Source organism: Pseudomonas sp. FP603, assembly GCF_030687415.1.
In the GTDB taxonomy this organism is placed as follows: domain Bacteria; phylum Pseudomonadota; class Gammaproteobacteria; order Pseudomonadales; family Pseudomonadaceae; genus Aquipseudomonas; species Aquipseudomonas wuhanensis.
Window position 1 is genome coordinate 6,236,042 of record NZ_CP117431.1, and the last position, 23,713, is coordinate 6,259,754.

The window sequence follows — 23,713 nt, forward strand, 5'->3', positions numbered from 1 at the left end:
ATCGGTGAGATGAAGCAAGATCGGATGCAAGGCATCAGCCAAGCATCGCCACCCAAGATGACAACTCAACGACCAGTCTATGACATCCCCTACTTCAACCCCACCACGCCCGCCACAATCAGCCCCACCGACACCAGTTTGAGCGCAGTCAGGCTTTCGCCGAGCAGCGCAAAACCGAGAAACACTGTGCCAAGCGAACCGATGGCGGTCCAGATCGGGTAGGCAATGCTCACCGGCAACTCGCGCATGGCCAGGGTCAGGAAATAAATCCCACCCACGGCCGCTACCACCGTTATCACCGAAGGCCAGAGCCGGGTGAAGCCTTCGGCGTACTTCATGCCCATGGCGAAGGTGACCTCGAACCCGGCGGCGATCAGCAAGAACAACCAGGCCATCTAGAACTCCCTGGCCAGCGCCAGCAAACGCTGCTCGGCCTCGGCCACGGAAACCTGGAAGGTGCGCTCGGCGGATTCTTCGCCCTCGGCAGCCACGACCGTGACGTCGGTGATGCCGATAAACCCCAAGGCAGTGCGCAGCAATGGATCGGCATGGTTCATCGCTTCAAGTTCACCGCCGGGGCCGAAGCCAAATCCGCCGCGACTGGTGACGATCAACGCCTTCTTGCCCCGCAGCAGCGGTTCGTACTGAGCGACGCCGTTATCCAGAGTGTGATTGAACGTCAGCCCGAGCCGCACGATCTGGTCGATCCAGGCCTTGAGGCCGCTGGGCACGCTGAAGTTGTACATCGGTGTGGAAATCACCAACAGATCATGGCCGAGCAACTCCCCCACCAGTTCATCGCTGAATGCCAGATCGGCCTGCATCGACAGCGGCCGCGCTTCAGGTTCCGGATGAAAAGCGGCCGCCACAAACGCTTCGTTGACGGGCGGAATCAACGCCCGGCCGACCTCACGGCGGGTCAGTTGCGACTGCGGGTTACGAAGCTGCCAGGCCGAAAGAAACACCTCGGCCAAACGCCGCGAATGAGAACGGTCGCCACGGGGGCTGGCGTGGATGGCAAGAATTCTGTTCATCTGAATCTCCTTGAAGACTAAACTCAAACTGCTTGTGGCTTGCAGCTTGAAGCCGGCTGCCACGCCCCTTCAAATGAGAAAAAATCAATCTGGATGAATCTATTTCATCCATGGAGTTTTAAATGTTTGCCTCGCTGCCGCTGACTGCCCTGCGCGCCTTCGAATCCGCCTCGCGCTTGTTGAGTTTCAAGGCCGCCGCCGAAGAACTCTCTGTGACGCCGACGGCGGTCTCCCACCAGATCCGCTCCCTGGAGAACTGGCTCGGCGTGCCGCTGTTCGAACGACTGCCACGCCAAGTGCGCCTCACCGAGTGCGGCGAACGGCTGTTCCGCAGTCTGCACGGCGCCCTGCTCGAAGTGGCGCAAAGCGTCGATACCTTGCGCCCGCAACGCAGCGGCACGAACCTGACGATCTCCACCACGGCCGCCTTCGCCGCCCTCTGGCTGGTGCCGCGGCTGGGGCGATTTTATGCCCGGCATCCGACTATCAGCGTGCGGCTGGACACTCACTGCGAAGTCATCGACCTGCATCAGGACGCCAGCGTCGATCTGGTGGTGCGTTACAGCCTCGACGATTACCCGAACCTTTATGGTTTGTGCCTGTTCGACGAGTCCTTCGGGGTCTATGGCTCGCCTGAACAAGTGGCGTTGGCGTCCAGTCGGGTACCGACCCTGATCAGTGTGCGCTGGCACAACTCCAAGCTGTATGCCCACGGCTGGGAGGCCTGGTGTGTACGATCCGGCGAAACCTGGCTGACCGAACAACCAGCGGTGCGTGAATACGACGAAGAGCATTACGCCCTGCAAGCCGCCATCGCCGGGCAAGGCCTGGTGCTGGCGAGCAATATTCTGGTGTCGGAAAGTGTGGCCAGCGGCTTGCTACTGCCTTATCGGGGGGACATTCAGGTCGACGGGGCCGGATACAGCGCGCTGTGCGTACCGGGCCGTGAACGGCATCCGCCGGTGCGGGCGTTTTTTGCGTGGTTGCAGGAAGAAGCCCGGTTGTCTGGTCTATTGCCAAGATCGCAGCCTGCGGCAGTTCATATGGCAGAACGCATTCCATTGTAGAAGCATCGATGACATGGCCGATATTCTGAAAGATCTGTAGCGGCTATTGGACCGCCTTCGCGGGCAAGCCACGCTCCCACAGGTTTTGTGTCGCATGCCGACAATGGGCACGACGCAAAACCTGTGGGAGCGTGGCTGGCCCGCGATGGCGTCTTCACAGACGCCGAAAGTTACTTGGTAGGCTTGACCGTCACCGGCGCCTTCCCAGCCTTCATCTGTTCCAGCAACGGCGCACACTGATTTGGCTCACCACCACTGGGCGCTATCAGCGCCAGCAAGCCCGCCGCCGGCGCGGCAATCACACCCAGTGCAACCATCCCCGCCCCGCGCAGCATCAACGGCACCGGTTTCACACCCGCATCCGGCTTGATGAACTTGCCCCGCACATACAGCGGCGAACGCAGCGAAATCAAACGCCAGCCCTTCGATTCCGGGGAGATGGTCAGGTCCAGTTGCTCGGTCGCCATGTTTGCCGTGCCGTCGACGTAGACGATCGCGTTCTCGGTATCGAAGACGAACAGCCGCGTGGTCGCCAGACCGGCCTTGATCTCGAAATCGGCCGCCGCGCAGTTGATCTTCACTTCCTTGTCGCCAAAGATCTTGCCCACGACATAGTTGCCGACGTTGAGCCCCGCCAGCTCCATCAACTCGCGACTGATAGCACCGTCATTGATCAGCATTTTCAAATTGCCGTCGGCAGTGCCCAGCAGTTTGGCCACCGAGTTGCCACGACCGACAAGATCGGCGTCGCCATTAAGCTCACCAAAACTGGTTTTCATCCGCTCCAGGGTGGGGAACAACTGTTTGAGCTTGAACTTGCGCGCCGTCAGTTTGGCCCGGCCCTCCAAAGGCTCGGCGCGCCCGTTCAGACGAATCTGCGCATCCAGATTACCGCCAGCCACGCCGAAACGCAGGGGCTCGAGGCTGAGCACGCCATCAGTCAGTACCACATGGGGTGTAGAGATCGTTGAACGGCAGTTTTGCGCTGTGGACGATGCGTTTGCCGGTGAATTCCACATCAGCGTCCATGTCGCGCCAACGTTCAGTCCTGAACGCCTCGACCGGCAGCAGCTTGTCCGCCGGCTGCTTGCTTTCACCGCCACGGGCCTCTTGCTTGGCGTTGGAATCGGCACCGATCAATGGGGCCAGGTCGGTAAACAGCAGTTGATTGGACTCCAGTGCCCCACTGAGTTTGGGCCTCGGCTGGCTCGCCACGTAGGTCAGGTTGCCATGGATGTCACTCTGGCCGATGGTGCCGTTGAACGCCTCATAACGGTACACCGCCCCGCCCGGCTCTTGCAGCTTGGCAATCAAGTGCCCGTCAGTGGCGTAAGGCGGGGTATCCGGCAGCGTCACGCCGATCAGCGGATAAAGATTACCCAGGCTGGCACCGGCCAGTTTCAGGCGCAAATCCAGGGCGCCGAGGTTCAATGGATCGGTGAGCGTGCCGGCCAGCTCCACACTGGTGTCGGCGATCTTCATTTGCGCCTGAAGCGGAAACGGCTTGGTGGCGTCCTGTAAAGCCAGTAAGCCGCCGGTCTTGCCCTGACCCGCGAGATTCTGACCGTGGTATTGGCCTTTGACCTTCAATGCGAAGGCGTAATCCTGTGGCGAGCCACCCTTTTCAAGCGCTTTTTTTGCCGCTTTGTCGCCCACAATGTCGCTGAACGGAATCGGTTTGCCCAACGGATCAATGAGCAGATCAAGCTGAGTCTTCAGCTTCTGGTCGTCGAGCATGACGTGGCCCTTGTCGAAGCCGATGGCACCGATGTCCAGCGCCCAGTTCGAAGGCTCGGCGTCGGGATCTTTGGGATCGAACTTGAACGTCCAGTTGGCGCGACCGTCGGCCAGACGCTGCAGGTCGGCATTGGGTTCGGTCAGGTCGATGCGCGGGATCACTACCCGCTGCGCCAGCAAGGCCAGCGGCGAAATACGCAGTTCCACGCGTTTGAGGGCGGCCATTTGCGGTTGCTTCGACCAGTCCGGGTTGCCCAGGCTCAAATCCTCGGCCACCACATGCGGCCACGGCACCCAGGCCCGCCAGCCGCCCTCATCAGGCTCGCGCCGCCAGATCACCGCAAGGTTGCCATTGATGGCGAATGGACGATGCAGCTCTTCGGACACTTTGGCGTTCAGGGGCGGTTTGATCCGGTTCCAATCGAAGAACGCGATGACCAGCACCAGGACGGCCAGCAGGACAACGAGGCTGGCGAAGGTCCAGGCAAGAATTTTACGAGTGCGCGTCATTGCACAGGGCTCCTGAATACGACTGAGCGCCCCGACAGCGACGCACTGATGAAACGTTAGGCCAGAACCGGCCTGCCATGACATTTAGGACTGGGAAATGGCACGCAGGTTTAACCGAATAGGCGCTTAACACTCAAATAATCGGTTGGGGACACCCTGCTCCCTCATCCGGCGTTACTGCACCCGCACTTTTGCGAGGCGAGGGTGGGTCGAAAATACCCACCCCAGTGCAAAAAAACTCGCCGGAAACACCCGTTCTAGAGCGCCGCGGCCGAACAATCAATTCTGTTGATTATTACCATTGCCTTTATGAACTTTTATATCGACTTATCGAGAGTAGCATTGCCCTCGTACCCACTTTATCGCCCTCCCAAGGAGCAACCCATCATGAAACGCGAATTCCTGCTTAGCCTGACCCTCTCGATGTTAGCCAGCACTGCTTTTGCTTTGCCGGCCGCTGATCAGGCCACTCCACAAGTCAAAGACAGCCACTCGGTGTTCAGCCAGACCGTCGCCGCTGATGGTTCCGACCGCACCCCACAAGGTCAGACCCTGGCCGAAGGCGGCAATGATCGCCTGAAAGAAAAAGGCCTGATCACTCAAGATGGCTCGGATCGTACTCCACAAGGTCAAACGCTGGCCGCTGACGGTTCCGATCGCACTCCACAAGGCCAGACCCTGGCTGCTGACGGTTCCGACCGCACTCCACAAGGTCAAACCCTTGCCGCTGATGGTTCCGATCGCACTCCACAAGGCCAGACCCTGGCTGCTGACGGTTCCGACCGCACTCCACAAGGTCAAACCCTGGCTGCTGACGGTTCCGATCGCACCCCACAAGGTCAAACCCTTGCTGAAGGTGGTTCCGATCGCACTCCACAAGGCCAAACCCTGGCTGAAGGTGGTGGTGACCGTGTGATCGAACGCAACAGCGCTGTGAGCTAAGCCCATGGCGGCCCCGAAAAAAAGCCCAATCCCCGGATTGGGCTTTTGACTTTATAGAAGCTGCATTTCCCCGCGTGATCCCCCGATAGTCGTTCGACGCCAGCGAAGCCGATTTGCTAGAGTGCGCCGCTGTCCCTGTCCAGAAAACACCCTTGCGATGCTGCCCCGCGCCGAACAGAAACAACAGACCCGCAACGCCCTGATGGACGCTGCTCGCCACTTGATGGAAAGCGGCCGAGGATTCGGCAGCCTGAGCCTGCGCGAAGTGACCAGAACCGCCGGGATCGTACCCACCGGTTTCTACCGGCATTTTGCCGACATGGATGAACTGGGTCTGGTGCTGGTGAGCGAAGTCGGTCAGACCTTCCGTGAAACCATCCGCCTGGTGCGCCATAACGAGTTCGTCATGGGCGGCATCATCGACGCCTCGGTACGAATCTTTCTCGACGTGGTCACGGCCAATCGCTCGCAGTTTCTGTTTCTTGCCCGCGAACAGTACGGCGGATCGCTGCCGGTCCGTCAGGCCATTGGCCGCTTGCGCGAGGACATCAGCTCGGATTTGGCGGCTGACTTGTCGCTGATGCCGAAACTGCAGCATCTGGACATCGCCGGTTTGAGTGTCATGGCTGATCTGATCGTCAAAAGCGTGTTCGCGACACTGCCCGACATTATTGATCCCCCGGCCGAGGCGCTACCCGAGCATTTGACGCCGCAGGCGAAGATCACGCAGCAATTGCGCTTCATCTTCATCGGCCTAAAACACTGGCAAGGCCTCGGCAGCACCGAGTAACGCACTTCACCCTGTGGGAGCGGGCTTGCTCGCGAAGGGGCCATCACATTCAACATCTGAGTAGCCTTTTACTCCGCCTTCGCGAGCAAGCCTGCTCCCACACAGGCATTCGCTGCAATTTGGTGCGCAAAAAACCCTCTCGCACCAACTTCAATCAAAACCCTGCAACATCGTGAGTCTCCCTCCTCGCTCCGACAGGCATTTCCTACCTCTCACCCGATTGGCAAGCCCCTTGCTCTATCCCTGAGCATTGTCCATTGCTGGAAGCCTTCCGATGCTGGTGATTCATCGCAGAATCGACCCTCAACCCGTCTGGGCCGCCGAGCTGCACCTGACTTTCGAAGCCCGGAGCAAAAGCCGTTTGCGCTGTTTCAGTGCCGAGGGTGAAGACGTCGGGTTGTTTTTGGAGCGCGGTCAGCCGCCGCTGTATGACGGCGAATGCCTGCAAGCAGAAGACGGGCGCGTCGTTCGCGTCTGCGCTCGCCCCGAACAACTGCTGCACGTCACCTGCGCCAACGCCTTTGAACTGACCCGCGCCGCCTATCACCTGGGCAACCGCCATGTGGCTCTGCAAGTCGGCGATGGCTGGTTGCGCCTGCTCGACGATTACGTGCTCAAGGCCATGCTCGAGCAACTGGGCGCCAACACCGAGAACATCGAAGCGTCGTTCCAGCCGGAACACGGTGCCTACGGTGGCGGCCATCACCATTCGCGGCACGGTGACGAGGATTTCAACTACCCACCGAAACTGCACCAGTTCGGCGTGCGCTTATGAACCCAGCCTGGGCGCTGCTGCGTCTGGCCAGCCCGCAGCTGCCAATTGGCGGCTACAGCTATTCCCAGGGTCTGGAGATGGCTGTGGATAACGGCCGCGTGGACGATCCCGACAGCGCGCGGCGCTGGATCAGCGATCAGTTGCTGCTGAACCTGGCACGTTTCGAAGCGCCGCTACTGCTTGCCCATTGCACTGCTGCGGCCGAAGAAAACTGGGCCGAACTGCTGCAACGCTGCGAAGAACATCGCGCCAGCCGGGAGACCCGCGAGTTGCATCAGGAAAGTCGACAGATGGGTTATTCGCTGAAGCAACTGCTCAACGGTTTACCGGAACTGGATGCGCCGGCCCGGGCCTTTCTCGACCAATGCCCTGAACCGCACCTGGCCCTTGGCTGGGCGCTGGCGGCCCGCGCCTGGCAGATCAGCCCGCATGATGCGCTGGCCGCCTGGCTCTGGAGCTGGCTGGAAAACCAATTGGCGGTGCTGATGAAAACCCTGCCCCTGGGCCAACAAGCTGCCCAGCGCCTGACCAGTGAACTGCTGCCGCTGCTGCAACAGGCGCAGCAAGACGCCACCCGAATCAACCCCGAACACTCTGGCAGCGCCGCTTTCGGCCTGTCCCTGGCGTGCATGGCCCATGAGCGCCAGTACAGCCGTCTGTTCCGTTCCTAGCGCCTTTTCATTTGGAGAATCACATGAACACACAACCCCTGCGCGTCGGCATCGGCGGCCCGGTCGGTTCTGGCAAAACCGCCCTGACCCTTGCCCTGTGCCTGGCCCTGCGCGACCGCTACAACCTCGCCGTCGTGACCAACGATATCTATACCCGCGAAGACGCCGACTTCCTGGTGCGCAACGAAGCCTTGGCGCCCGAGCGAATCATCGGCGTGGAAACCGGCGGCTGCCCGCACACGGCGATCCGCGAAGACGCCTCGATCAACCTTGAAGCGGTGGATCAACTGAACCGGCGTTTTCCCGGGCTGGATCTGATTCTGGTGGAGTCCGGTGGCGACAACCTCTCAGCGACCTTCAGCCCGGAACTGTCCGACCTGACTATCTACGTGATCGATGTTTCGGCCGGCGACAAATTGCCGCGCAAGGGCGGGCCGGGGATCTGCAAATCCGATTTGCTGGTGATCAACAAGATCGACCTGGCGCCGCTGGTAGGCGCCTCGCTAGAGATGATGGACAGCGACACCCAGCGCATGCGCAACGGCAAACCGTTCGTCTTCAGCAACCAGAAAACCGGCCAGGGCCTGGAAGCAATCATAGCCTTCATCGAACGCCAGGGCTTGCTGACTGCGGCCTGATCACACTTATCAACAAGGAAGCTTATCCATGACACTGAAACGCATTCTGGGCGCCATGGCCCTGCTGCTGAGCCCGGCCATCGCGTTCGCTCACCCGGGCCATGGCGACAATGGCTTGATGGCCGGCATCAGCCACCCGATCGGCGGCCTCGATCACTTGCTGGCAATGGTTGCCGTGGGGTTGTGGGCCGCGCAGCAGAAAGGCGCCGCGCGCTGGGCGCTGCCGTGCACGTTCGTGGGCACTATGCTGATCGGCGGCCTGCTGGGTTTTGAAGGGTTGAACCTGCCGGCGCTGGAAAGCGGGATTGCCGCATCGGTATTGGCATTGGGCCTGGCGGTGGCTTTAGCGGTGCGTCCGCCGTTGAGCCTGGCGGTGGCTGCGACCGCGTTGTTCGCGCTGTTTCATGGCGTGGCGCATGGTCTGGAGTTGCCGGAGATGTCGAGCCCGTGGGCGTATGCGGTTGGGTTTGTGGTGGCGACGGCGGCGTTGCATGCAGCGGGTTTTGCGGTGGTTCGAGTGCTGCCTCAGGCGGCGGCACCGTTGGTTCGGCTGGCGGGTGCGGCTTCGGCGGCTACTGGGGTGTGGTTGCTGGCGGGTTGATTCTTTAGCGCCTGAACCGGCCTCATCGCGGCATAGGTATCTACACATCTCTAAAGTCTTCGGCTGGCCACCCAGCCGATGGCCTCTTTAGCAAAACCCGCCAGTTCCTGGGGCGTGTATTGTTCCAATGTCTCGCACATGGCCAAAAGCATGTATAAACCGGCCAGCAGCGCGGAAGCCGTCACCGGCTGCGAGCGCTTCATCTGTCGACCAGACAGACGGACCAAAAAATCCCGTGTTTGCTCAGCGAACTCCCCCTTAGCCCGCATCAGACGCCAACTGACAGCACATGCCTGACTGGCGATCAACAGCCGTTTGAACACCGCTTCACCGCTCTCTTGCTGCCAGTTTTCCAGCTGATGCCCACCCCCTTTAAGCAGTTTGAAGTAGGACTCGATACGCCAGCGCCAGTAATACCAGAGCGCCAATCGTTCATCTGCGACCTCTTGCTCAAGGTTGCTCAGCAAATACCATTCGGCCAGCAGGTGACCATCGGCTCCCAGTATTCGGCTCACGACGAGCCGGGCCGGCAACGGCTCACCAGACTTGCGCAGCGTCTTGCGGTCGGCCCTGTCTTTGGTGAAAGGCTGGGCTTGGCGAGTCAGCACGACGGCGGTTTCTCCCACCCATTGAATGGCCGGTTTTCCTTTGTAGTCCACCTTGCGAGTTTTGCGGTAGGTCATCTCGCGAGCAATTTGACTCAGGGCCCTCGATTGACCTGCATGACTGGCCGTGGAACCGGCCTTGACTCGCACCAGCCATTGCCGACCCTCGGCCTGCCATTGCCTCAGGTGAGCGACCGAATCAGCCTCTCGATCCACGATATGGACAAGCGGCTTGGCAAAATTCTGCTGTTCCAGCCAAGTGATACGTTGTGTCAGTTCATGCAGATGCTTCTCAGGGACCAGCACTTCTTCGGCTCGCGTGCTGAGCACGCCGTCCTTGGTCGCCAGATTTTGAGCGGGAGTACAGATCGGTGCACCGTCACGGTCGGTGACTAGCAGGCTGCTTTGCAGCTCGTAACCGATGTCGCCCCGGTGGGTCATTTGCAGGCGATCAGCCTTGCTGTGGTGGTGCATGTAATTGAGCCGAGACCAATCGTGCATGACCAGCGCGTAATCATCACAGTCATCCCGACAACCCTCGTGGGCCAGCGCCAGCAGCGGTTTAACCAGGTCAACGGGCCGAACCCGGTCATTGCTCAAAAATCGCCAAAGGGCTTGCGTCTGTGCAAAAGCCTTGTCGCTTCGCGGCAAGGCTTTCATCCCGGCGGCCAGCGCCGGTAGTCCATTACTGTGTCCCATGACTAACTCGTCGTATCGTTTTGTCAGTCGGGCATCTAGCCCGGTCATTTGATATCCATGCCGTCCCTTTATAGACCAGGATCGGGAGATGTGTAGATACCTATGCTCATCGCGGGTAAGCCCGCTCCCACAGGATATTCGCCGCCAGCACAGATCGTGTGAATACCGATGATCCCTGTGGGAGCGGGCTTGCCCGCGATAGCGTCCGATCAGACACCGCCTCTCTCAAGCCTGCCTCTCTGCTACCATGTCGCGCAATCGCCCCTGCCGTGACGACGCCAGCCAATGCCCTCTGTTTCCCGCTCTGCTTCCCAGCCTGAATTGACCGCCCTGTTCGCCTCGGTGCAACAGCACTTCCAGGACGTGATCGTGCCGCTCTGGCAAGGCCCCGGCTGGAACGCCGACATGGCATTGCCGTATGAAGCGCTGGACGCCGAGCATCGACCGCTACCCCCTCAGCGCTACCGGGCCATGGCTTGCGCGCGGCAGCTGTACCTGTTTTCCAGCCTGATCGGCCAAGTGCCTCAGGCCGAAGAACGGGCGGCGGCACTGTTCCGATCCTTGCAACAGCATTTCCACGATGCCGAGCATGGCGGCTGGTTCTACAGCATCGACCCGCAAGGTGCGCCGCTGGATCAGCGCAAAGACCTCTACACCCACGCCTTCATCCTGTTCGCCTGCGCCCATTATTGGGAAAAGGTTCGCGAACCGCTGGTGGAGTCGGTACTCAACGCCGCGCTGGAAGTGGTGGCGCAGCGCTTCGCCACAGGCGACGGCCTGTACGAAGCCAGCCTGGACCGTGATTGGTCCTCGCTCAACTCCGGGCCGCTGCAGAATCCATTGATGCATTTGGCCGAAGCCTTTCTCGCCATCCTTTCAGTGCGCGAGGACGCTGCTGTGCAGAGCGCGCTTATCGAGTTATGCACAGCCATGCAGAAGCGCTTCATCGATCCGCAACACGCGGTATTGATGGAAAAGCCGCTGGGCGCTGTGGATAACTGGTTCGAGCCAGGCCATCAGTTCGAATGGTACTTCCTGCTGGAGTCCTCACCATTACTGCGCGGCTCCAAGCTGCATGCCTCGCTGGATCGCGCCTTTACGTTTACCGAGCAACTGGGCGTGGATCAACATACCGGGGCTGTGCGCGCGATGCTGGAACTGGATGACCATCCTCGTGATGCGACCCAGCGCATCTGGGCCCAGGCTGAATACCTGCGTGCCCTGACTTTGCGCCCGGGCAGCGAAGCCTCTGTGCAACACCAATTGCAGGCGCTGCAACAACGCTTTTTGCATGCGGGCGGCTGGTATGAGTGTCGCGATGAGCATGGCGAAGTGAGCCGCAAGGACATGCCTTCGACTACGCCTTATCATTTGGCAACCTGTTATCGCGGGTTGGTCGAGTATTTGCGCTGACCGGGCGATTGCTTTCGCGGGCAAGCCCGCTCCCACAGGGTTTGTGTCGTTCGCGAAATAGCGAGTCAACACAAACCCTGTGAGAGCGTGGCTTGCCCGCGATGGCCGTTACGCGGTCTTAAGCCTTCGTATTACGCTCAATGGCAAACCCGCTCCAGGTCTGGCTCACCGGCATCAGCTCGAGGCTGTTGATGTTGATGTGGGCCGGTGCGTTGAGCACCCAAAAAATGGTCTCGGCGATGTCTTGCGGCTGGATCGGCTCGGCGCCGGCGTAAGTGGCGTTGTAACGCTCCTGGTCACCGGCGAAACGCACCAGCGAGAACTCGCTCTCGCACAGGCCCGGCTCGATGTTGCTGACCCGCACGCCCGTACCTTGCAGGTCGCAACGCAGGTTCAGAGAGAACTGTTTGACGAACGCCTTGCTCGCGCCATACACGTGGCTGCCCGGGTATGGGTAGTTGCCGGCGATGGAACCAAGGTTGACGATGCTGGCGCCACGACCGTGAGCGATCAAACGTGGCAACAACAGACGAGTGCTGTACATCAGGCCTTTGATATTGGTGTCGACCATGGTGTCCCAATCATCAAGATCGCACTTGGGGGCCGGGTCCACGCCCAAGGCCAGGCCGGCGTTGTTGATCAGCCCGCGCAATTTGGCAAAGGACGGCGGCAGGTTGGCAATCGCCTCCTCCATGGCTTTGCGATCCCGTACGTCGAGCACCAGCCCATGGACCTCGGTCTGCTGCGACAACTCGGCACACAGGGCATTGAGGCGCTCTTCACGACGACCTGTCAGCACCAGTTTCCAGCCGGCTTCGGCAAAACGACGGGCACAGGCTTCACCAAAACCGGAGGTCGCGCCGGTAATAAACAGGGTGTTGGACATCGTGTTCTCCTTGCTTCGGCTGATCGACAGCCCTTGGAATAGAAAATCAGTTGCCAGCATGCCCGGCCTTGTCCACAGCGGCAACCATCGCAAAAACCGTACAAAAAACAATCAACACCGGCAACGCCATATGCGCTGTGGCTTGCAGCCATGTACGCGCACCTTATCCACAGGCCGGCCCACAGTTTCCGGGGGCAAGTGCAAAAGCTGCAAGCCGCTGTCCACAAGGCTTTGCGGGCATATTAGAAAGTTTTTTGCTTGACCCTCGGGTGCCTGCTGTGTAACCCCGGGCAATTTGCACGACCGGACGGTCAAACCGACGATGGCGCCAAGCCAGTAACTACGGCCCTCAGCCGACTCTTTCCAGAGTTTAACCACAGACTTATCCACAGGCTTGCCCACCTCGATTCATACCCTGTTTGCCCCTAACAAAAAGGTTGACAAAGCCGGCTCGAGGTCCTGCAAAAACACCTGATCAGAAAACAACCATATCTCTGCAAGCCACGGATTCAAAGGCTTTCAGCCAGCTACTCCCACGTTATTCACAGCCAGCTCCACAGCAAACGGGGACAAGTCAAAACCGTGACAAAACAGCAATTTGCAGCGGCTTTATGTCGCGCTTTGAGAGGTCATGAATATTGTTTTCCACAATTTCCCCGCGCTCCTTGTGGGAGCGGGCTTGCTCGCGAAGAGGGAGTGTCAGCCGACATCAATGTTGCCTGGCACACCGCCTTCGCGAGCAAGCCCGCTCCCACAGGGTTGGTGGTGTTTTACAGATAGAAAAAACCCCGGCGATTGCTCGTCGGGGCTTGTTTGTTGCTACGGTGAACTCAGTGGCCGCCGAGGTAGGCGTTACGCACTTCATCGTTCACCAGCAGCTCCTTGCCGGTGCCGCTGAGGCGGATCTCGCCGTTGACCATCACGTACGCCCGGTCCGACAGCTTGAGGGCGTGGTTGGCGTTCTGCTCCACCAGGAAGATAGTCATGCCAGTGCTGGCCAGTTCCCGCAGGGTCGCGAAGATCTGTTTCACCACAATCGGCGCCAGGCCCAGGCTCGGCTCATCGAGCAACAACAGTTTTGGCCGACTCATCAGAGCCCGTGCGATGGCAAGCATTTGCTGCTCGCCGCCGGACATGGTCATGGCGCGTTGGGTACGCCGCTCTTCGAGCCGTGGAAACAACTCGAACATGCGCTGCATGTCTTCCTTGGCGTACTTGTCACCGATCGGAATGGTGCCCATCAACAGGTTTTCCTCGACAGTCATGTCAGGGAACACCCGCCGGCCTTCCGGCGATTGAGCAATACCGTTGGAGGCAATGTAGTGGGACGATTTGTGAGTGATATCCACACCCTGATAGACGATTTGCCCGTCAGCCGCCCTCGGCTGGCCGAAGATCGACATCAGAAGGGTCGATTTTCCGGCGCCGTTGGAGCCGATCAGGCTGACGGTTTCACCTTCATTGATGTGCAACGAGACTTTTTTCAGGGCCTGGATCGGCCCGTAGAACACGTCCAGATTCTTGAGTTCGAGGATGGGTGCACTCATACCACTTCCTCTTCTTCGGCGCCCAGGTAGGCGGCAATCACTTTCGGATCGTGTCGAATCGCTTCAGGCCCGCCCTCGGCGATGACAACGCCGTGGTCCAGCACCACGATGTGGTCGGAAATACTCATTACCATGCCCATGTCGTGTTCGATCAGCACCACGGTCAGATCATGCTCATCGCGCAGCAGCCGGATCATCGCGCTCAGCGCTTCGGTTTCCTGAGGGTTGAGGCCGGCGGCCGGTTCGTCGAGGCAGATGATCTGCGGTCGGGTGCACATGGCCCGGGCGATCTCCAGACGGCGTTGCTGACCGTAGGACAGTTCACCGGCCAGACGGTTGGCGCAGTCCACCAGATCCACCACTTCCAGCCAGTAAAACGCGTGGTCCAGTGCATCGCTTTCGGCCTTGCGGTAACCCTTGGTGTTGAGGATACCGGCCAGCATGCCGCGGTTGACCCACATGTGCTGGGCCACCAGCAGGTTTTCCAGCACCGACATTTCCCTGAACAGGCGAATGTTCTGGAACGTCCGCGCCAGACCGGCACGGTTAATCAGGTGCGTGCCACCGAACATCTTGTAGTGGAGTCGGCCGATAAAGCTTTTCGGCGAAACGAAATCGGTTGCCTTGAACGGCTCACCGAGCATCTTGATGACGTCGGTTTTCACCCCACGGGTGTTGAGCTCTATATGCCCGCCGGACGCTTTGTAGAACCCGGTCAGGCAGTTGAATACGGTGGTCTTGCCTGCGCCGTTGGGGCCGATCAGCGCGAAGATCGAGTTGCGCTTGACCTTCAGGCTGACGTCACTCAGCGCCTTGATGCCACCGAAGTGCATCATCAGGTTTTCGACCGAGAGTACGACTTCGCTCATGGCGCTACTCCTTTACGCGGGGTCACACCGGTACGGCTGATTCGAATCAGGCCGCGCGGTCGCCAGATCATCATCAACACCATCAGGATGCCAAACAGCAGCACGCGGTATTCAGCGAAGCCACGCAGCAATTCCGGGGCGACGGTCAGCACGAATGCCGCGATCACCACGCCAATGGTCGAGCCCATGCCGCCGAGTACCACGATGGCGAGGATCAGTGCCGATTCGAAGAAGGTGAACGAGGTTGGGTTGACGAAACCCTGATAGGTGGCGAAGAACACTCCGGCCAGACCGGCAGTCGATGCGCCGATGGTGAACGCCGACAGCTTGACCAGTACGTGATTCAGGCCCATGGAACGACAGGCGATTTCGTCTTCACGCAAGGCTTCCCACGCCCGACCAACCGGCATGCGGGTCAAGCGGTGCTTGATGTAAAGCACGGCCAGCACCACCAGGAACAACACCGCGTATATGAAGTAGTACTTCACGTCCGGGTTATAGGCGATGCCGAAGAACTCATGGAACGGAACTCCGCCCTCCTTCGCTCGTTTGCCGAACTCGATGCCGAAGAACGTCGGCAACGGTGCCGCCATCCCGTTCGGGCCACCGGTCAGGGACAACCAGTTGTTGAGGATCAACCGGATGATTTCACCGAAGCCCAGGGTCACGATTGCCAGGTAGTCACCGTGCAGGCGCAATACCGGGAAACCCAGAATGCACCCAGCCAGGCCGGCGATGATCGCCGCCAAGGGCAACACCGTCCAGAAGCCCAGCCCCAGGTATTGATAACCGAGCGCCAGCCCATAAGCGCCGATGGCGTAGAACGCCACGTAACCCAGGTCAAGCAACCCCGCCAGGCCGACCACTATATTCAGCCCCAGGCCCAGCAGCACGTAGATCAGCCCGAGGATGACCACGCCCAGCAGGTAGGAGTTGGAGAAGAACGGAAACACCACGGCGATGACGATCATCACCGGAATGATCCAGCGCAGCCGCGATTTGTAGTCAGGCGCCAGTACATGCACCCCGGAGCCGGTGCTTTCAAAGCCTTCGAGGATACTCAGGCCCTTGGGAGTTTGCAGGAACAGGCTCAAGGCAAAGCGACCGGCCATGACGATGGCGACAATCCATGCCACCCGGGTCGCTTCCAGATTGAAGCCATAGCCATCGAGGACCACGCCGACAATCGGGCCAAACACAATCAGGGCAACAAGGCCGGCGAGAATCGCATCAACCAGGCTTCTTTTGAGATCAATGGTTTTTTTAGTGGTTGAAGACATCGCTTACACCTTCGACACAAGAGGACGGCCGAGCAGGCCTTGAGGCCGAAAGACCAGAACGAGCACCAGCAACGAGAAGCTGAATACGTCTTTGTAGTCCGAGTTGACCAGACCGGAGAACAGCGACTCGGAAATCCCGAGGATAATCCCGCCCAGCATGGCGCCCGGCAGCGAGCCGATCCCACCGAGCACCGCGGCGGTGAACGCCTTGATCCCGATGATGAAGCCGGCATAGAAGTCGAACGTGCCATAGTTCATGGTGATCAGCACACCGGCCAGCGCCGCCATGGCTGCACCGATGATGAACACGTAGGAAATCACCCGGTCGGTGTTGATCCCCAGGATCGAAGCCATCTTGCGGTCTTGCTGGGTCGCGCGGCACATACGGCCGAGTTTGGTGTACTTGATGACGTAGGTCAGCAGGGCCATCCCGACAAAGGCTGCGATCAGAATGAACACCTTGGTGTAGGTCAACTGCACAAAACCTGTGCCGACTTCGACTCGCCAGGCCCCTGATAGCAGGGTGGGAACCCCTTGTTGCTTGGCGCCCTGGGCGATCTGTGCATAGTTTTGCAGGATCAGCGAAATCCCGATGGCGCTGATCAGCGGAGCCAACCGGGTGGAGTTGCGCAGGGGTTTGTAGGCGACGCGTTCGATGACCCAGCCATACACCGCTGTGACAACGATGGTGAAGATCAGGGTACCGAGCATCAGCAGCGGGAAGGATTCAATACCGAAGTACGCCAGCAGAGCCAGACTGATTGCCGCGAGGTAAGCGGAAATCATGTAAACCTCGCCGTGGGCGAAGTTGATCATGCCGATGATGCCGTAGACCATTGTGTAGCCGATGGCGATCAGGCCATAGACCGACCCGAGGGTCAGGCCGTTGACCAGTTGCTGCAGGAAAATACCATCCATAACGCAATCTCACGCATTTGAGAGACTGCACAGAAACCGGATGCGTCGGACCGGGATTCAACCGCCGGCGCAACAAGGTTGTGTGCAGCTCTACGAGAAAAGACAGACGAGCCTTCTGGCGGAACCAGTCAGCTAAATAACGGTGGACACAATTTTTGTGGCGAGGGAGCTTGCTCCCGCTGGGTCGCAAAGCGGCCCCTAAAACAGGACTGCTGCGCAGTCCAACGGGAGCAAGCTCCCTCGCCACAGACCGGTCACACGCTCATATCACTTCTGTTTTTCCAGCTGGTGGTATTTGCCATCCTTGTCCCACTGGTAAACCACGTAGTCGGAGACCTTCAGGTCGCCCTTGGCGTCCCAGGTCTTCTCGCCCATCACGGTTTTGACCGGATTTTTCTTCAGCCACTCGGCGGCTTTCTCGCCACTGTTGGATTTGGAACCATTGAAGGCTGCGGCCAGGGTCTGGACCGAAGCATAGGCGTACAGGGTGTAGCCTTCAGGTTCGGTGCCTTTCTTGCGGAATTCATCCACTACGGTCTTGCTGTCTGGCAGCAGGCGTGGGTCGGCGCCAAAGGTCATCAGTACGCCATCAACGAATTGCGGACCGCCAGCGGTGGTCACCAGTTCGTCGGTTACGATGCCGTCGTCGGACATGAACTTGACGTCTTTGAGACCTTGCTCACGCAGTTGACGAACCAGAGGACCGGCTTCCGGGTGCAGTCCACCGAAGTAAACGACATCGGCGCCAGCGCCGCGGATTTTGGTGACGATGGTGCTGAAGTCTTTCTCGCCACGAGTCAGGCCTTCGTACAGCACCGGCGTTACGCCGCGCTTGACCAGTTGGGCCTTGGTAGCATCCGCCAGACCTTGACCGTAGGTGTCCTTGTCGTGCAGGACTACCACTTTCTTGCCCTTGAGCACGTCGACGATGTAGTCGCCGGCCACGATGCCTTGCTGGTCGTCACGCCCGCACATACGGAACATGGCGCTCAGGCCGCGCTCGGTAACAGCCGGGTTGGTGGAACCTGGAGTGATCGCGATGATGCCCGCTTCGTCGTAGATCTCGGAGGCCGGGATGGTCGACGAGGAGCAGAAGTGACCGACCACGCCAGCGACTTTCTGGTTGGTCAGGTCCTTGGCGACCGTCACAGCCTGTTTCGGTTCGCAAGCGTCATCGCCCTTGACCAGTACGATTTTTTCCCCGTTTACACCGCCAGCGGCGTTGACTGCATCAGCCGCTGCCTGCGCCCCCTTCATGTACTGCTCGCCAAATGCCGCGTTGGCGCCCGTCATTGGACCCGCTACGCCGATCTTGATGTCAGCCTGAGCAAACGCAGAAACACCCAACGCAGTTGCCACTGCGAGGGCCAGAAAGCCTTTCTTGTAAAACGTCTGGGACATGAGGTGGTGCTCCAAGGTTTTTTTTAGTTGGCACTGCGACTTCTCTGAATGCTCAGAGCAAGGGCCGTGCCATCGGTTTTTTATTCTGGGAAAAGTCGCTGCCTTATTGTTATTTCGACTGTTTCGGACCCATTTTCATTGGGCGTGCAACCGTCTAAACCGCGGGAGGTGAAACCTTTTATGTTTAAAGGCGCAACCCGCATGCGCCATCATTGCAACCGCAGCGCCAAACGATGTGCAACCAGCCTGTAACAGCCCGCGTCACCGAACTGCACACTACCGGTGCGCAACTGCTACAACCCGCACCATTACAGGCTAGCCGCTTCGCTGAAAAGCGCCGCTTCCAGCAACATATTTCAACAATCAGATCACGATCCGCAGGCACTGGCCCGCGTGATACAACGAAAATCCAGCCTCATACAGGCAGCTTCGCAGCCCCACACCCGCCAATGGCTGCATGGGCGCGAAGGGAATCGGCAAGGCCTGAGGATTTCCATTACACAAATAATCGGCAAAGGCTTTGCCGACCACTGTGCCGGTAGTCACGCCTCGTCCGTTGTAACCCGTAACGGCCACCAGTCCCGGTGCCGGCTCGAACAGACGCATCAAATGATCGGGAGTGAAGGCGATGCAACCGGTCCAGGTGCATTCCCATTCCACCGGTTTCAGGTATGGAAAGTAATGCTGCTGAACCCGGTCGGCCCAGGCTTTCAGGAACCAGGCCGGTTTCTGGTTGCCATTGCCGAGACTGCCGAGCAACAACCGCCCTTCAGCATCGCGACGGATACTGCTGAGCACCTGCCGGGTATCCCAGGAACCTTGGCCGCCGGGCAGAATCTGCTGCGCGGCGTCTTCGGTCAGCGGCACCGAGGCCACTTGATAGTAATAACCGGGGAAGAAATTGCGCCGCAGCTCCGTCCAGTCACCTTCGGTATAGGCGTTGGAGGCAATGACCACCTGCTCGGCCAGCACCGAACCCTGGGCAGTTTGCACCGACCAGCGCTGGCCCTGACGTTCAAGTCGGGTGACCGGGGAATGATCGAACAGCTGACCGCCGAGGCTGATGGCCGCGTTGGCCAGCCCCGTGGTGTAGGCCATCGGATTGATCGTGCCGGCACGCCGATCGAGCAAGGCGGCGGCGATCTTTTTTGTACCCGTGGCTTGTTCGCAGGCTTGACCGGTTAACAATTCCACCGGTGCGCCACGACGTTTCCATTGTTCTTCGCGACTGCGCAGATCCGCCTCGCCACGGGCGTTGTGCGCCATGTGCAGCGTGCCTTCGCGGCGTAACTGGCAATCGATGTTGTATTTGTCGACCAGGCTGAACACCAGCGACGGCGCCGCACCCAGCATGCGGTTGAGCTGACTGCCGACCGCCTCGCCGAAACCGGCTTCGATTTCATCCGGTGGAATCCACATCCCGGCATTGACCAGCCCGACGTTACGCCCCGAACCGCCATGCCCGGCGCGATGCGCTTCCAGCACGCAGACACTTTTACCTTGTTCCAGCAGATGCACCGCCGCCGACAAACCGGTGAAACCGGCGCCGATGACGCAGACATCCACTGTCACCTCGCCTTTGAGCGCCACGTTGTCGGGCCTTTGCGGCGTCAGTTTTTCCCACAGACACTCTTCGCGTAACGGCATTGCCAGACTCCAACAGAAACCTAACAAACACATCCATTTCAGTGTGGGAGCGGGCTTGCCCGCGATAGCGTCAGCACATTCAACATCTGAGTGACTGACAGATTGCTATCGCGGGCAAGCCCGCTCCCACAGTGTTCTTCATGGGTTCAAAGGAGGCCGTCAGTCGAACGTAATCCCCTGAGCCAACGGCAACTCCAGCGAATAGTTCACGGTATTGGTCTGACGACGCATGTACCCGCGCCATGCATCCGAACCGGATTCACGACCACCGCCCGTTTCCTTCTCGCCGCCAAACGCGCCGCCGATTTCTGCGCCGCTCGGGCCGATGTTGACGTTGGCGATGCCGCAATCGCTGCCCACCGCCGACATGAACCGCTCGGCTTCACGCACGTCGGTGGTGAAGATGCACGACGACAGGCCTTGTGGTACGGCGTTGTTCAGGCGCAACGCCTCTTCGAAATCGTTGTAACCGATCACGTACAGAATCGGCGCGAAGGTTTCGTCGCGCACCACATCGCTCTGCTCCGGCATTTCGACGATGGCTGGCGAAACGTAGTAAGCATTGGGAAATTTGTCTTCCAGCTGACGCTGGCCGCCGAACACCCGGCCGCCTTCGCTCAAGGCCTGCTCCAGCGCGTCCTGCATGTTGTCGAAGCTGTGCTTGTCGATCAGCGGCCCGACCAGATTGCCTTCCAGCGGATGGCCGATGCGCACCTTGGAGTAAGCGGCTTTCAGGCGGGTGATGATTTCTTCCTTCACCGACTCATGGGCGATCAGGCGACGCAACGTGGTGCAACGCTGTCCGGCGGTGCCGACGGCGCTGAACAGAATCGCCCGTACGGCCATGTCCAGATCGGCGCTTGGGCCGAGGATCATCGCGTTGTTGCCGCCCAGCTCCAGAATGCTGCGGGCAAAACGTGCCGCGATTTTCGGCGCCACTTCACGGCCCATGCGGGTGCTGCCGGTGGCACTGACCAGCGCGACACGCGGGTCATCGACCAAGGCTTCGCCAGCATCGCGACCACCGATGATCACCTGGCTCAGGTGCGGCGGGGCGTCGCTGAAGTTCTTCAGGACGCGGTCGAACAGCGCCTGGCAAGCCAGTGCGGTCAACGGGGTTTTCTCCGACGGTTTCCAGATCACCGGGTTACCGCAGACCAGTGCCAGCGTGGCGTTCCAGGCCCAAACGGCGACCGGGAAGTTGAACGCACTGATCACGCCAACGACGCCCAGCGGGTGCCAGGTTTCGCGCATGTGGTGGCCAGGACGCTCGGAGGCGATGGTCAAACCGTACAGCTGACGGGACAGACCGACCGCGAAGTCGCAGATGTCGATCATTTCCTGAACCTCACCCAAACCTTCCTGAGTGATCTTGCCAGCTTCCCAGGACACCAGCTCCCCGAGGTCGGCTTTGTATTCGCGCAGGATGTCACCCAATTGGCGCACCAATTCGCCACGGCGCGGCGCCGGCACCTTGCGCCACAGTTCGAACGCATGATCTGCGCGACTGATGTGCTGCTCGACTTCAGCGGCGCCTTCCCAGTTCACGGCGGCAATCCGGCTGCCATCGATAGGCGAATGCACCGGCACTTTGCCGTTCTGATACAGGGCCGGGTTCACACCAAGACGATCAAGCAATGCGGCAACCATGGGTCACTCCTCAAGCAAAAAACAGAAAACGTTCAGCTGGATTAACCCGGCTGATCAGACCTGTAGTTTTAGCTCCCCGGAGGTTACCCAACAAACGACCTTTAAGAGAGATATCATTCCGTTTATTCATGCTGCGAATCTGCCGGTAAAAAAGAGCATAGAGAAACAAGAAAAAGGACCACCCATGCTGAATAAACGCTACTTGCCGTCGATCACCGCGTTGCAGTGTTTCGAGGCCGTGACCCGGCATTTGAGCTTCACCCGTGCCGCCGAAGAGCTGAACCTGACGCAGAGCGCCGTGAGCAAACAGGTCGCGCAACTCGAAGAATTGCTGCAACACCTGTTGTTCCGCCGGGTGCGCCGACGCCTGCAAATGACCCCCGCCGGCGATTTGTACCTGGTGGAAGTGCGAAAAATCCTCACCCAAGTCGAAATGTCGACCCATTACCTGCGCTCCTACGGCGGTGATACCGAAGTCTTGCGCGTCTCGACGCCTCCGACCTTCGGTGCGCGCTGGCTGGTGCCGCGCCTGAAAGGCTGGCGCCTGCGCCATCCGTCGATCCATCTGGACCTGTGCAGCGAACAGGAAGCCGATGATCTGCTGCAAGGTCGCAGCGACCTGGCGTTCTACTTTGGCCAGGGCTCTCGGCCCGGCACCGAATGCCTGAAGCTGTTTGGCGAGGAGCTGGTGCCGGTCTGCGCGCCGGGCAGCCTGCCGGACACGCCGTTCACCGACCCTACGCAACTCACTGACCTGGTCCTGCTGCAAAATGCTTCCCGGCCTCAAGCCTGGCACGACTGGTTCGACAGCCAGGGCTACCACACTGAACACAGCTACCACGGCCCGCGTTTCGAAACTTTCTACATGTGCATTCGCGCAGCACAGGTCGGCTGCGGCGTAGCGCTGCTGCCGAAGTTTCTGGTGGAAGAGGAATTGGCCGACGGCAAACTGGTCATTCCCTGGAAGCATGCGATGCCCAGCACCGACGCCTATTACCTGGCGTATCCGGAACATTCGGCGGAAGTACCCAAGGTGCGGGATTTTGTGAAGTGGATGCTGGAGCAGATTGATAGTCCGGATGCGCCGCACAATTGAAATATCACACGACTTCTGTGGCGAGGGGGCTTGCCCCCGTTGGGTCGCATAGCGACCCTTCAATCTGACGACCTGGTTTGTCAGGATCACTGCGGCCTCACGAAATAACAAAGAGCCCGTCGACAACGCTGGTTTGCGCGAGGCGTCCGCGCAAATCATCGTCGATAACGGGATCATCCATGCTGTATAGCCGCACCTTGCGATACACATCGATTCGATTGATCTCCTGACCGAGATATTCCCAAACAACACGCGAACACGCGGGAGTGCGATGGTCCGCAGCGGAAACGCCCATTTTCAAGCCGTTGAGCCGAGTAATACAGCTTTTGAAGCTAGGAATAAGGATGGTTTGGCTGACTTCGTTGGAGGTCAGCGATTCGTAATCAATGAGAAACAAGCGATCCTGCAGGTAGTAGGCTACTCCCACATACCGATACTGCTCATACTCCTCTTCCGCGCCGACTATTTGTAAACGCTCATTTCGTTCGTACACGAAGTGCTGGTCTTCTTCATATACATGCACCAGAGCGCAAATAATAGAGCCAGGCTCCGTCATCGCGTGATAATACTCATAGTAGTAACCCGTGTAGGCTTTTATTTGCAAAGAAGACTGTTGCCGAAGGTGCTCAAGTATTCGTTCCGGCGCCGATACCTCGCGAGAAATATTTATTCGCGCCGCCTTGCCACCAATAAGGTTGACAAACTGATCAGTCGGCAGACCTATTTCGAACTCTTCCACTCCAAAAAAATCACAAATACGCTTTAGGTTAAAAGCTGTTGGAACGCTATTCCCACACAGGTATTTATTAAATTGCCCACGATTAATCCGAAGCTTCCTACAGACTTCAGCGACAGATCGGTAGTGACTACACAGCAGCCTTAAGTTAGCAGGTAGAAAATCACGCATATTAAGCCATCACAACAGCGTCAGAAGGCG

21 protein-coding genes and 1 pseudogene are annotated in these 23,713 nt (G+C 59.2%); 9 read left to right on the forward strand and 13 right to left on the reverse strand.

Annotated features, from left to right (window positions below; genetic code table 11):
• Positions 1–89: 89 nt before the first annotated feature.
• Both PSH65_RS28825 and PSH65_RS28830 read right to left on the reverse strand, forming a co-directional pair.
• Positions 90–395: a multidrug efflux SMR transporter gene (locus PSH65_RS28825; RefSeq protein ID WP_007903452.1), complete on the reverse strand. Its 306-nt coding sequence runs from the start codon at positions 393–395 to the stop codon at positions 90–92.
• A complete protein-coding gene (locus tag PSH65_RS28830) occupies positions 396–1,034 on the reverse strand; it encodes an FMN-dependent NADH-azoreductase (RefSeq protein WP_305423850.1) in 639 nt (212 codons plus the stop codon). It abuts the gene before it with no gap.
• 122 nt (positions 1,035–1,156) lie between these two features.
• On the opposite strand from PSH65_RS28830, the gene PSH65_RS28835 reads away from it, so the two are divergent.
• Positions 1,157–2,101: a LysR substrate-binding domain-containing protein gene (locus PSH65_RS28835; RefSeq protein WP_305423852.1), complete on the forward strand. Its 945-nt coding sequence runs from the start codon at positions 1,157–1,159 to the stop codon at positions 2,099–2,101.
• A gap of 170 nt (positions 2,102–2,271) precedes the next feature.
• Here the strand turns inward: PSH65_RS28835 and PSH65_RS28840 are convergent.
• Positions 2,272–4,348 (reverse strand): annotated as a pseudogene (locus tag PSH65_RS28840) (AsmA family protein).
• Positions 4,349–4,735: 387 nt separating this feature from the next.
• Here PSH65_RS28840 and PSH65_RS28845 point away from each other — a divergent pair.
• The 6 genes from PSH65_RS28845 (at position 4,736) to PSH65_RS28870 (ending at position 8,765) form a co-directional block, all read left to right on the forward strand.
• Positions 4,736–5,290, forward strand: coding sequence for a hypothetical protein (locus PSH65_RS28845; protein WP_305423853.1), 555 nt, complete (start codon positions 4,736–4,738; stop codon positions 5,288–5,290).
• Positions 5,291–5,447: 157 nt separating this feature from the next.
• Positions 5,448–6,080 (forward strand): TetR family transcriptional regulator, encoded by a 633-nt coding sequence (locus PSH65_RS28850; protein WP_008009759.1) that lies wholly within the window; start codon positions 5,448–5,450, stop codon positions 6,078–6,080.
• 274 nt (positions 6,081–6,354) lie between these two features.
• A complete protein-coding gene (gene ureE / locus PSH65_RS28855) occupies positions 6,355–6,855 on the forward strand; it encodes an urease accessory protein UreE (protein ID WP_305423854.1) in 501 nt (166 codons plus the stop codon).
• A complete protein-coding gene (locus PSH65_RS28860) occupies positions 6,852–7,526 on the forward strand; it encodes an urease accessory protein UreF (protein ID WP_305423856.1) in 675 nt (224 codons plus the stop codon). Before ureE ends, PSH65_RS28860 begins: the two co-directional genes overlap by 4 nt.
• A 23-nt stretch (positions 7,527–7,549) precedes the next feature.
• Complete coding sequence (gene ureG / locus PSH65_RS28865; protein WP_038360437.1) at positions 7,550–8,164, forward strand: urease accessory protein UreG; 615 nt, start codon at positions 7,550–7,552, stop codon at positions 8,162–8,164.
• A 28-nt stretch (positions 8,165–8,192) separates the two neighbouring features.
• Complete coding sequence (locus PSH65_RS28870; protein WP_305423858.1) at positions 8,193–8,765, forward strand: HupE/UreJ family protein; 573 nt, start codon at positions 8,193–8,195, stop codon at positions 8,763–8,765.
• Positions 8,766–8,815: 50 nt separating this feature from the next.
• Here PSH65_RS28870 and PSH65_RS28875 read toward each other — a convergent pair whose 3' ends face one another.
• Entirely contained in the window at positions 8,816–10,117 is a 1,302-nt protein-coding gene (locus tag PSH65_RS28875) for a transposase (protein WP_305423860.1), read from the reverse strand.
• Between the two features lie 237 nt (positions 10,118–10,354).
• Between PSH65_RS28875 and PSH65_RS28880 the strand changes: the two genes are divergently transcribed.
• Positions 10,355–11,482: an AGE family epimerase/isomerase gene (locus PSH65_RS28880; protein WP_305423862.1), complete on the forward strand. Its 1,128-nt coding sequence runs from the start codon at positions 10,355–10,357 to the stop codon at positions 11,480–11,482.
• Between the two features lie 118 nt (positions 11,483–11,600).
• On the opposite strand, the gene PSH65_RS28885 is transcribed toward PSH65_RS28880, so the two are convergent.
• From PSH65_RS28885 to PSH65_RS28920, 8 genes are all read right to left on the reverse strand, one after another.
• The gene (locus PSH65_RS28885; protein ID WP_305423863.1) at positions 11,601–12,368 is read right to left on the reverse strand and encodes an SDR family oxidoreductase; all 768 of its coding nucleotides are present in this window, start codon (positions 12,366–12,368) and stop codon (positions 11,601–11,603) included.
• 830 nt (positions 12,369–13,198) lie between these two features.
• Complete coding sequence (locus tag PSH65_RS28890; RefSeq protein ID WP_305423864.1) at positions 13,199–13,915, reverse strand: ABC transporter ATP-binding protein; 717 nt, start codon at positions 13,913–13,915, stop codon at positions 13,199–13,201.
• The gene (locus PSH65_RS28895) at positions 13,912–14,784 is read right to left on the reverse strand and encodes an ABC transporter ATP-binding protein (RefSeq protein WP_305423865.1); all 873 of its coding nucleotides are present in this window, start codon (positions 14,782–14,784) and stop codon (positions 13,912–13,914) included. Before PSH65_RS28895 ends, PSH65_RS28890 begins: the two co-directional genes overlap by 4 nt.
• Positions 14,781–16,064: a high-affinity branched-chain amino acid ABC transporter permease LivM gene (gene livM / locus PSH65_RS28900; RefSeq protein ID WP_305423867.1), complete on the reverse strand. Its 1,284-nt coding sequence runs from the start codon at positions 16,062–16,064 to the stop codon at positions 14,781–14,783. Before livM ends, PSH65_RS28895 begins: the two co-directional genes overlap by 4 nt.
• Before the next feature lie 3 nt (positions 16,065–16,067).
• Positions 16,068–16,982 (reverse strand): branched-chain amino acid ABC transporter permease LivH, encoded by a 915-nt coding sequence (locus PSH65_RS28905; RefSeq protein WP_305423868.1) that lies wholly within the window; start codon positions 16,980–16,982, stop codon positions 16,068–16,070.
• Positions 16,983–17,249: 267 nt separating this feature from the next.
• Positions 17,250–18,383 carry an ABC transporter substrate-binding protein gene (locus PSH65_RS28910; protein WP_305423870.1) on the reverse strand — a complete coding sequence of 378 codons (1,134 nt, stop codon included), beginning with the start codon at positions 18,381–18,383 and terminating at the stop codon, positions 17,250–17,252.
• Positions 18,384–18,746: 363 nt separating this feature from the next.
• The gene (locus PSH65_RS28915) at positions 18,747–20,030 is read right to left on the reverse strand and encodes an FAD-binding oxidoreductase (protein ID WP_305423871.1); all 1,284 of its coding nucleotides are present in this window, start codon (positions 20,028–20,030) and stop codon (positions 18,747–18,749) included.
• Positions 20,031–20,189: 159 nt separating this feature from the next.
• Entirely contained in the window at positions 20,190–21,680 is a 1,491-nt protein-coding gene (locus PSH65_RS28920) for an aldehyde dehydrogenase family protein (RefSeq protein ID WP_305423872.1), read from the reverse strand.
• A gap of 184 nt (positions 21,681–21,864) precedes the next feature.
• On the opposite strand from PSH65_RS28920, the gene PSH65_RS28925 reads away from it, so the two are divergent.
• Positions 21,865–22,776: a LysR family transcriptional regulator gene (locus PSH65_RS28925; protein WP_305423873.1), complete on the forward strand. Its 912-nt coding sequence runs from the start codon at positions 21,865–21,867 to the stop codon at positions 22,774–22,776.
• 97 nt (positions 22,777–22,873) lie between these two features.
• Here the strand turns inward: PSH65_RS28925 and PSH65_RS28930 are convergent, their stop codons facing one another.
• Positions 22,874–23,683, reverse strand: coding sequence for a helix-turn-helix transcriptional regulator (locus PSH65_RS28930; RefSeq protein ID WP_305423874.1), 810 nt, complete (start codon positions 23,681–23,683; stop codon positions 22,874–22,876).
• Positions 23,684–23,713 lie beyond the last annotated feature (30 nt).

What these genes read in the sequence shown, in the direction of transcription:
- PSH65_RS28825 (WP_007903452.1), bottom strand. Translation starts at nt 395, where the DNA reads ATGGCCTGGTTGTTCTTGCTGATCGCCGCCGGGTTCGAGGTCACCTTC.
- PSH65_RS28830 (WP_305423850.1), bottom strand. Translation starts at nt 1,034, where the DNA reads ATGAACAGAATTCTTGCCATCCACGCCAGCCCCCGTGGCGACCGTTCT.
- PSH65_RS28835 (WP_305423852.1), top strand. Translation starts at nt 1,157, where the DNA reads ATGTTTGCCTCGCTGCCGCTGACTGCCCTGCGCGCCTTCGAATCCGCC.
- PSH65_RS28845 (WP_305423853.1), top strand. Translation starts at nt 4,736, where the DNA reads ATGAAACGCGAATTCCTGCTTAGCCTGACCCTCTCGATGTTAGCCAGC.
- PSH65_RS28850 (WP_008009759.1), top strand. Translation starts at nt 5,448, where the DNA reads ATGCTGCCCCGCGCCGAACAGAAACAACAGACCCGCAACGCCCTGATG.
- ureE (WP_305423854.1), top strand. Translation starts at nt 6,355, where the DNA reads ATGCTGGTGATTCATCGCAGAATCGACCCTCAACCCGTCTGGGCCGCC.
- PSH65_RS28860 (WP_305423856.1), top strand. Translation starts at nt 6,852, where the DNA reads ATGAACCCAGCCTGGGCGCTGCTGCGTCTGGCCAGCCCGCAGCTGCCA.
- ureG (WP_038360437.1), top strand. Translation starts at nt 7,550, where the DNA reads ATGAACACACAACCCCTGCGCGTCGGCATCGGCGGCCCGGTCGGTTCT.
- PSH65_RS28870 (WP_305423858.1), top strand. Translation starts at nt 8,193, where the DNA reads ATGACACTGAAACGCATTCTGGGCGCCATGGCCCTGCTGCTGAGCCCG.
- PSH65_RS28875 (WP_305423860.1), bottom strand. Translation starts at nt 10,117, where the DNA reads ATGACCGGGCTAGATGCCCGACTGACAAAACGATACGACGAGTTAGTC.
- PSH65_RS28880 (WP_305423862.1), top strand. Translation starts at nt 10,355, where the DNA reads ATGCCCTCTGTTTCCCGCTCTGCTTCCCAGCCTGAATTGACCGCCCTG.
- PSH65_RS28885 (WP_305423863.1), bottom strand. Translation starts at nt 12,368, where the DNA reads ATGTCCAACACCCTGTTTATTACCGGCGCGACCTCCGGTTTTGGTGAA.
- PSH65_RS28890 (WP_305423864.1), bottom strand. Translation starts at nt 13,915, where the DNA reads ATGAGTGCACCCATCCTCGAACTCAAGAATCTGGACGTGTTCTACGGG.
- PSH65_RS28895 (WP_305423865.1), bottom strand. Translation starts at nt 14,784, where the DNA reads ATGAGCGAAGTCGTACTCTCGGTCGAAAACCTGATGATGCACTTCGGT.
- livM (WP_305423867.1), bottom strand. Translation starts at nt 16,064, where the DNA reads ATGTCTTCAACCACTAAAAAAACCATTGATCTCAAAAGAAGCCTGGTT.
- PSH65_RS28905 (WP_305423868.1), bottom strand. Translation starts at nt 16,982, where the DNA reads ATGGATGGTATTTTCCTGCAGCAACTGGTCAACGGCCTGACCCTCGGG.
- PSH65_RS28910 (WP_305423870.1), bottom strand. Translation starts at nt 18,383, where the DNA reads ATGTCCCAGACGTTTTACAAGAAAGGCTTTCTGGCCCTCGCAGTGGCA.
- PSH65_RS28915 (WP_305423871.1), bottom strand. Translation starts at nt 20,030, where the DNA reads ATGCCGTTACGCGAAGAGTGTCTGTGGGAAAAACTGACGCCGCAAAGG.
- PSH65_RS28920 (WP_305423872.1), bottom strand. Translation starts at nt 21,680, where the DNA reads ATGGTTGCCGCATTGCTTGATCGTCTTGGTGTGAACCCGGCCCTGTAT.
- PSH65_RS28925 (WP_305423873.1), top strand. Translation starts at nt 21,865, where the DNA reads ATGCTGAATAAACGCTACTTGCCGTCGATCACCGCGTTGCAGTGTTTC.
- PSH65_RS28930 (WP_305423874.1), bottom strand. Translation starts at nt 23,683, where the DNA reads ATGCGTGATTTTCTACCTGCTAACTTAAGGCTGCTGTGTAGTCACTAC.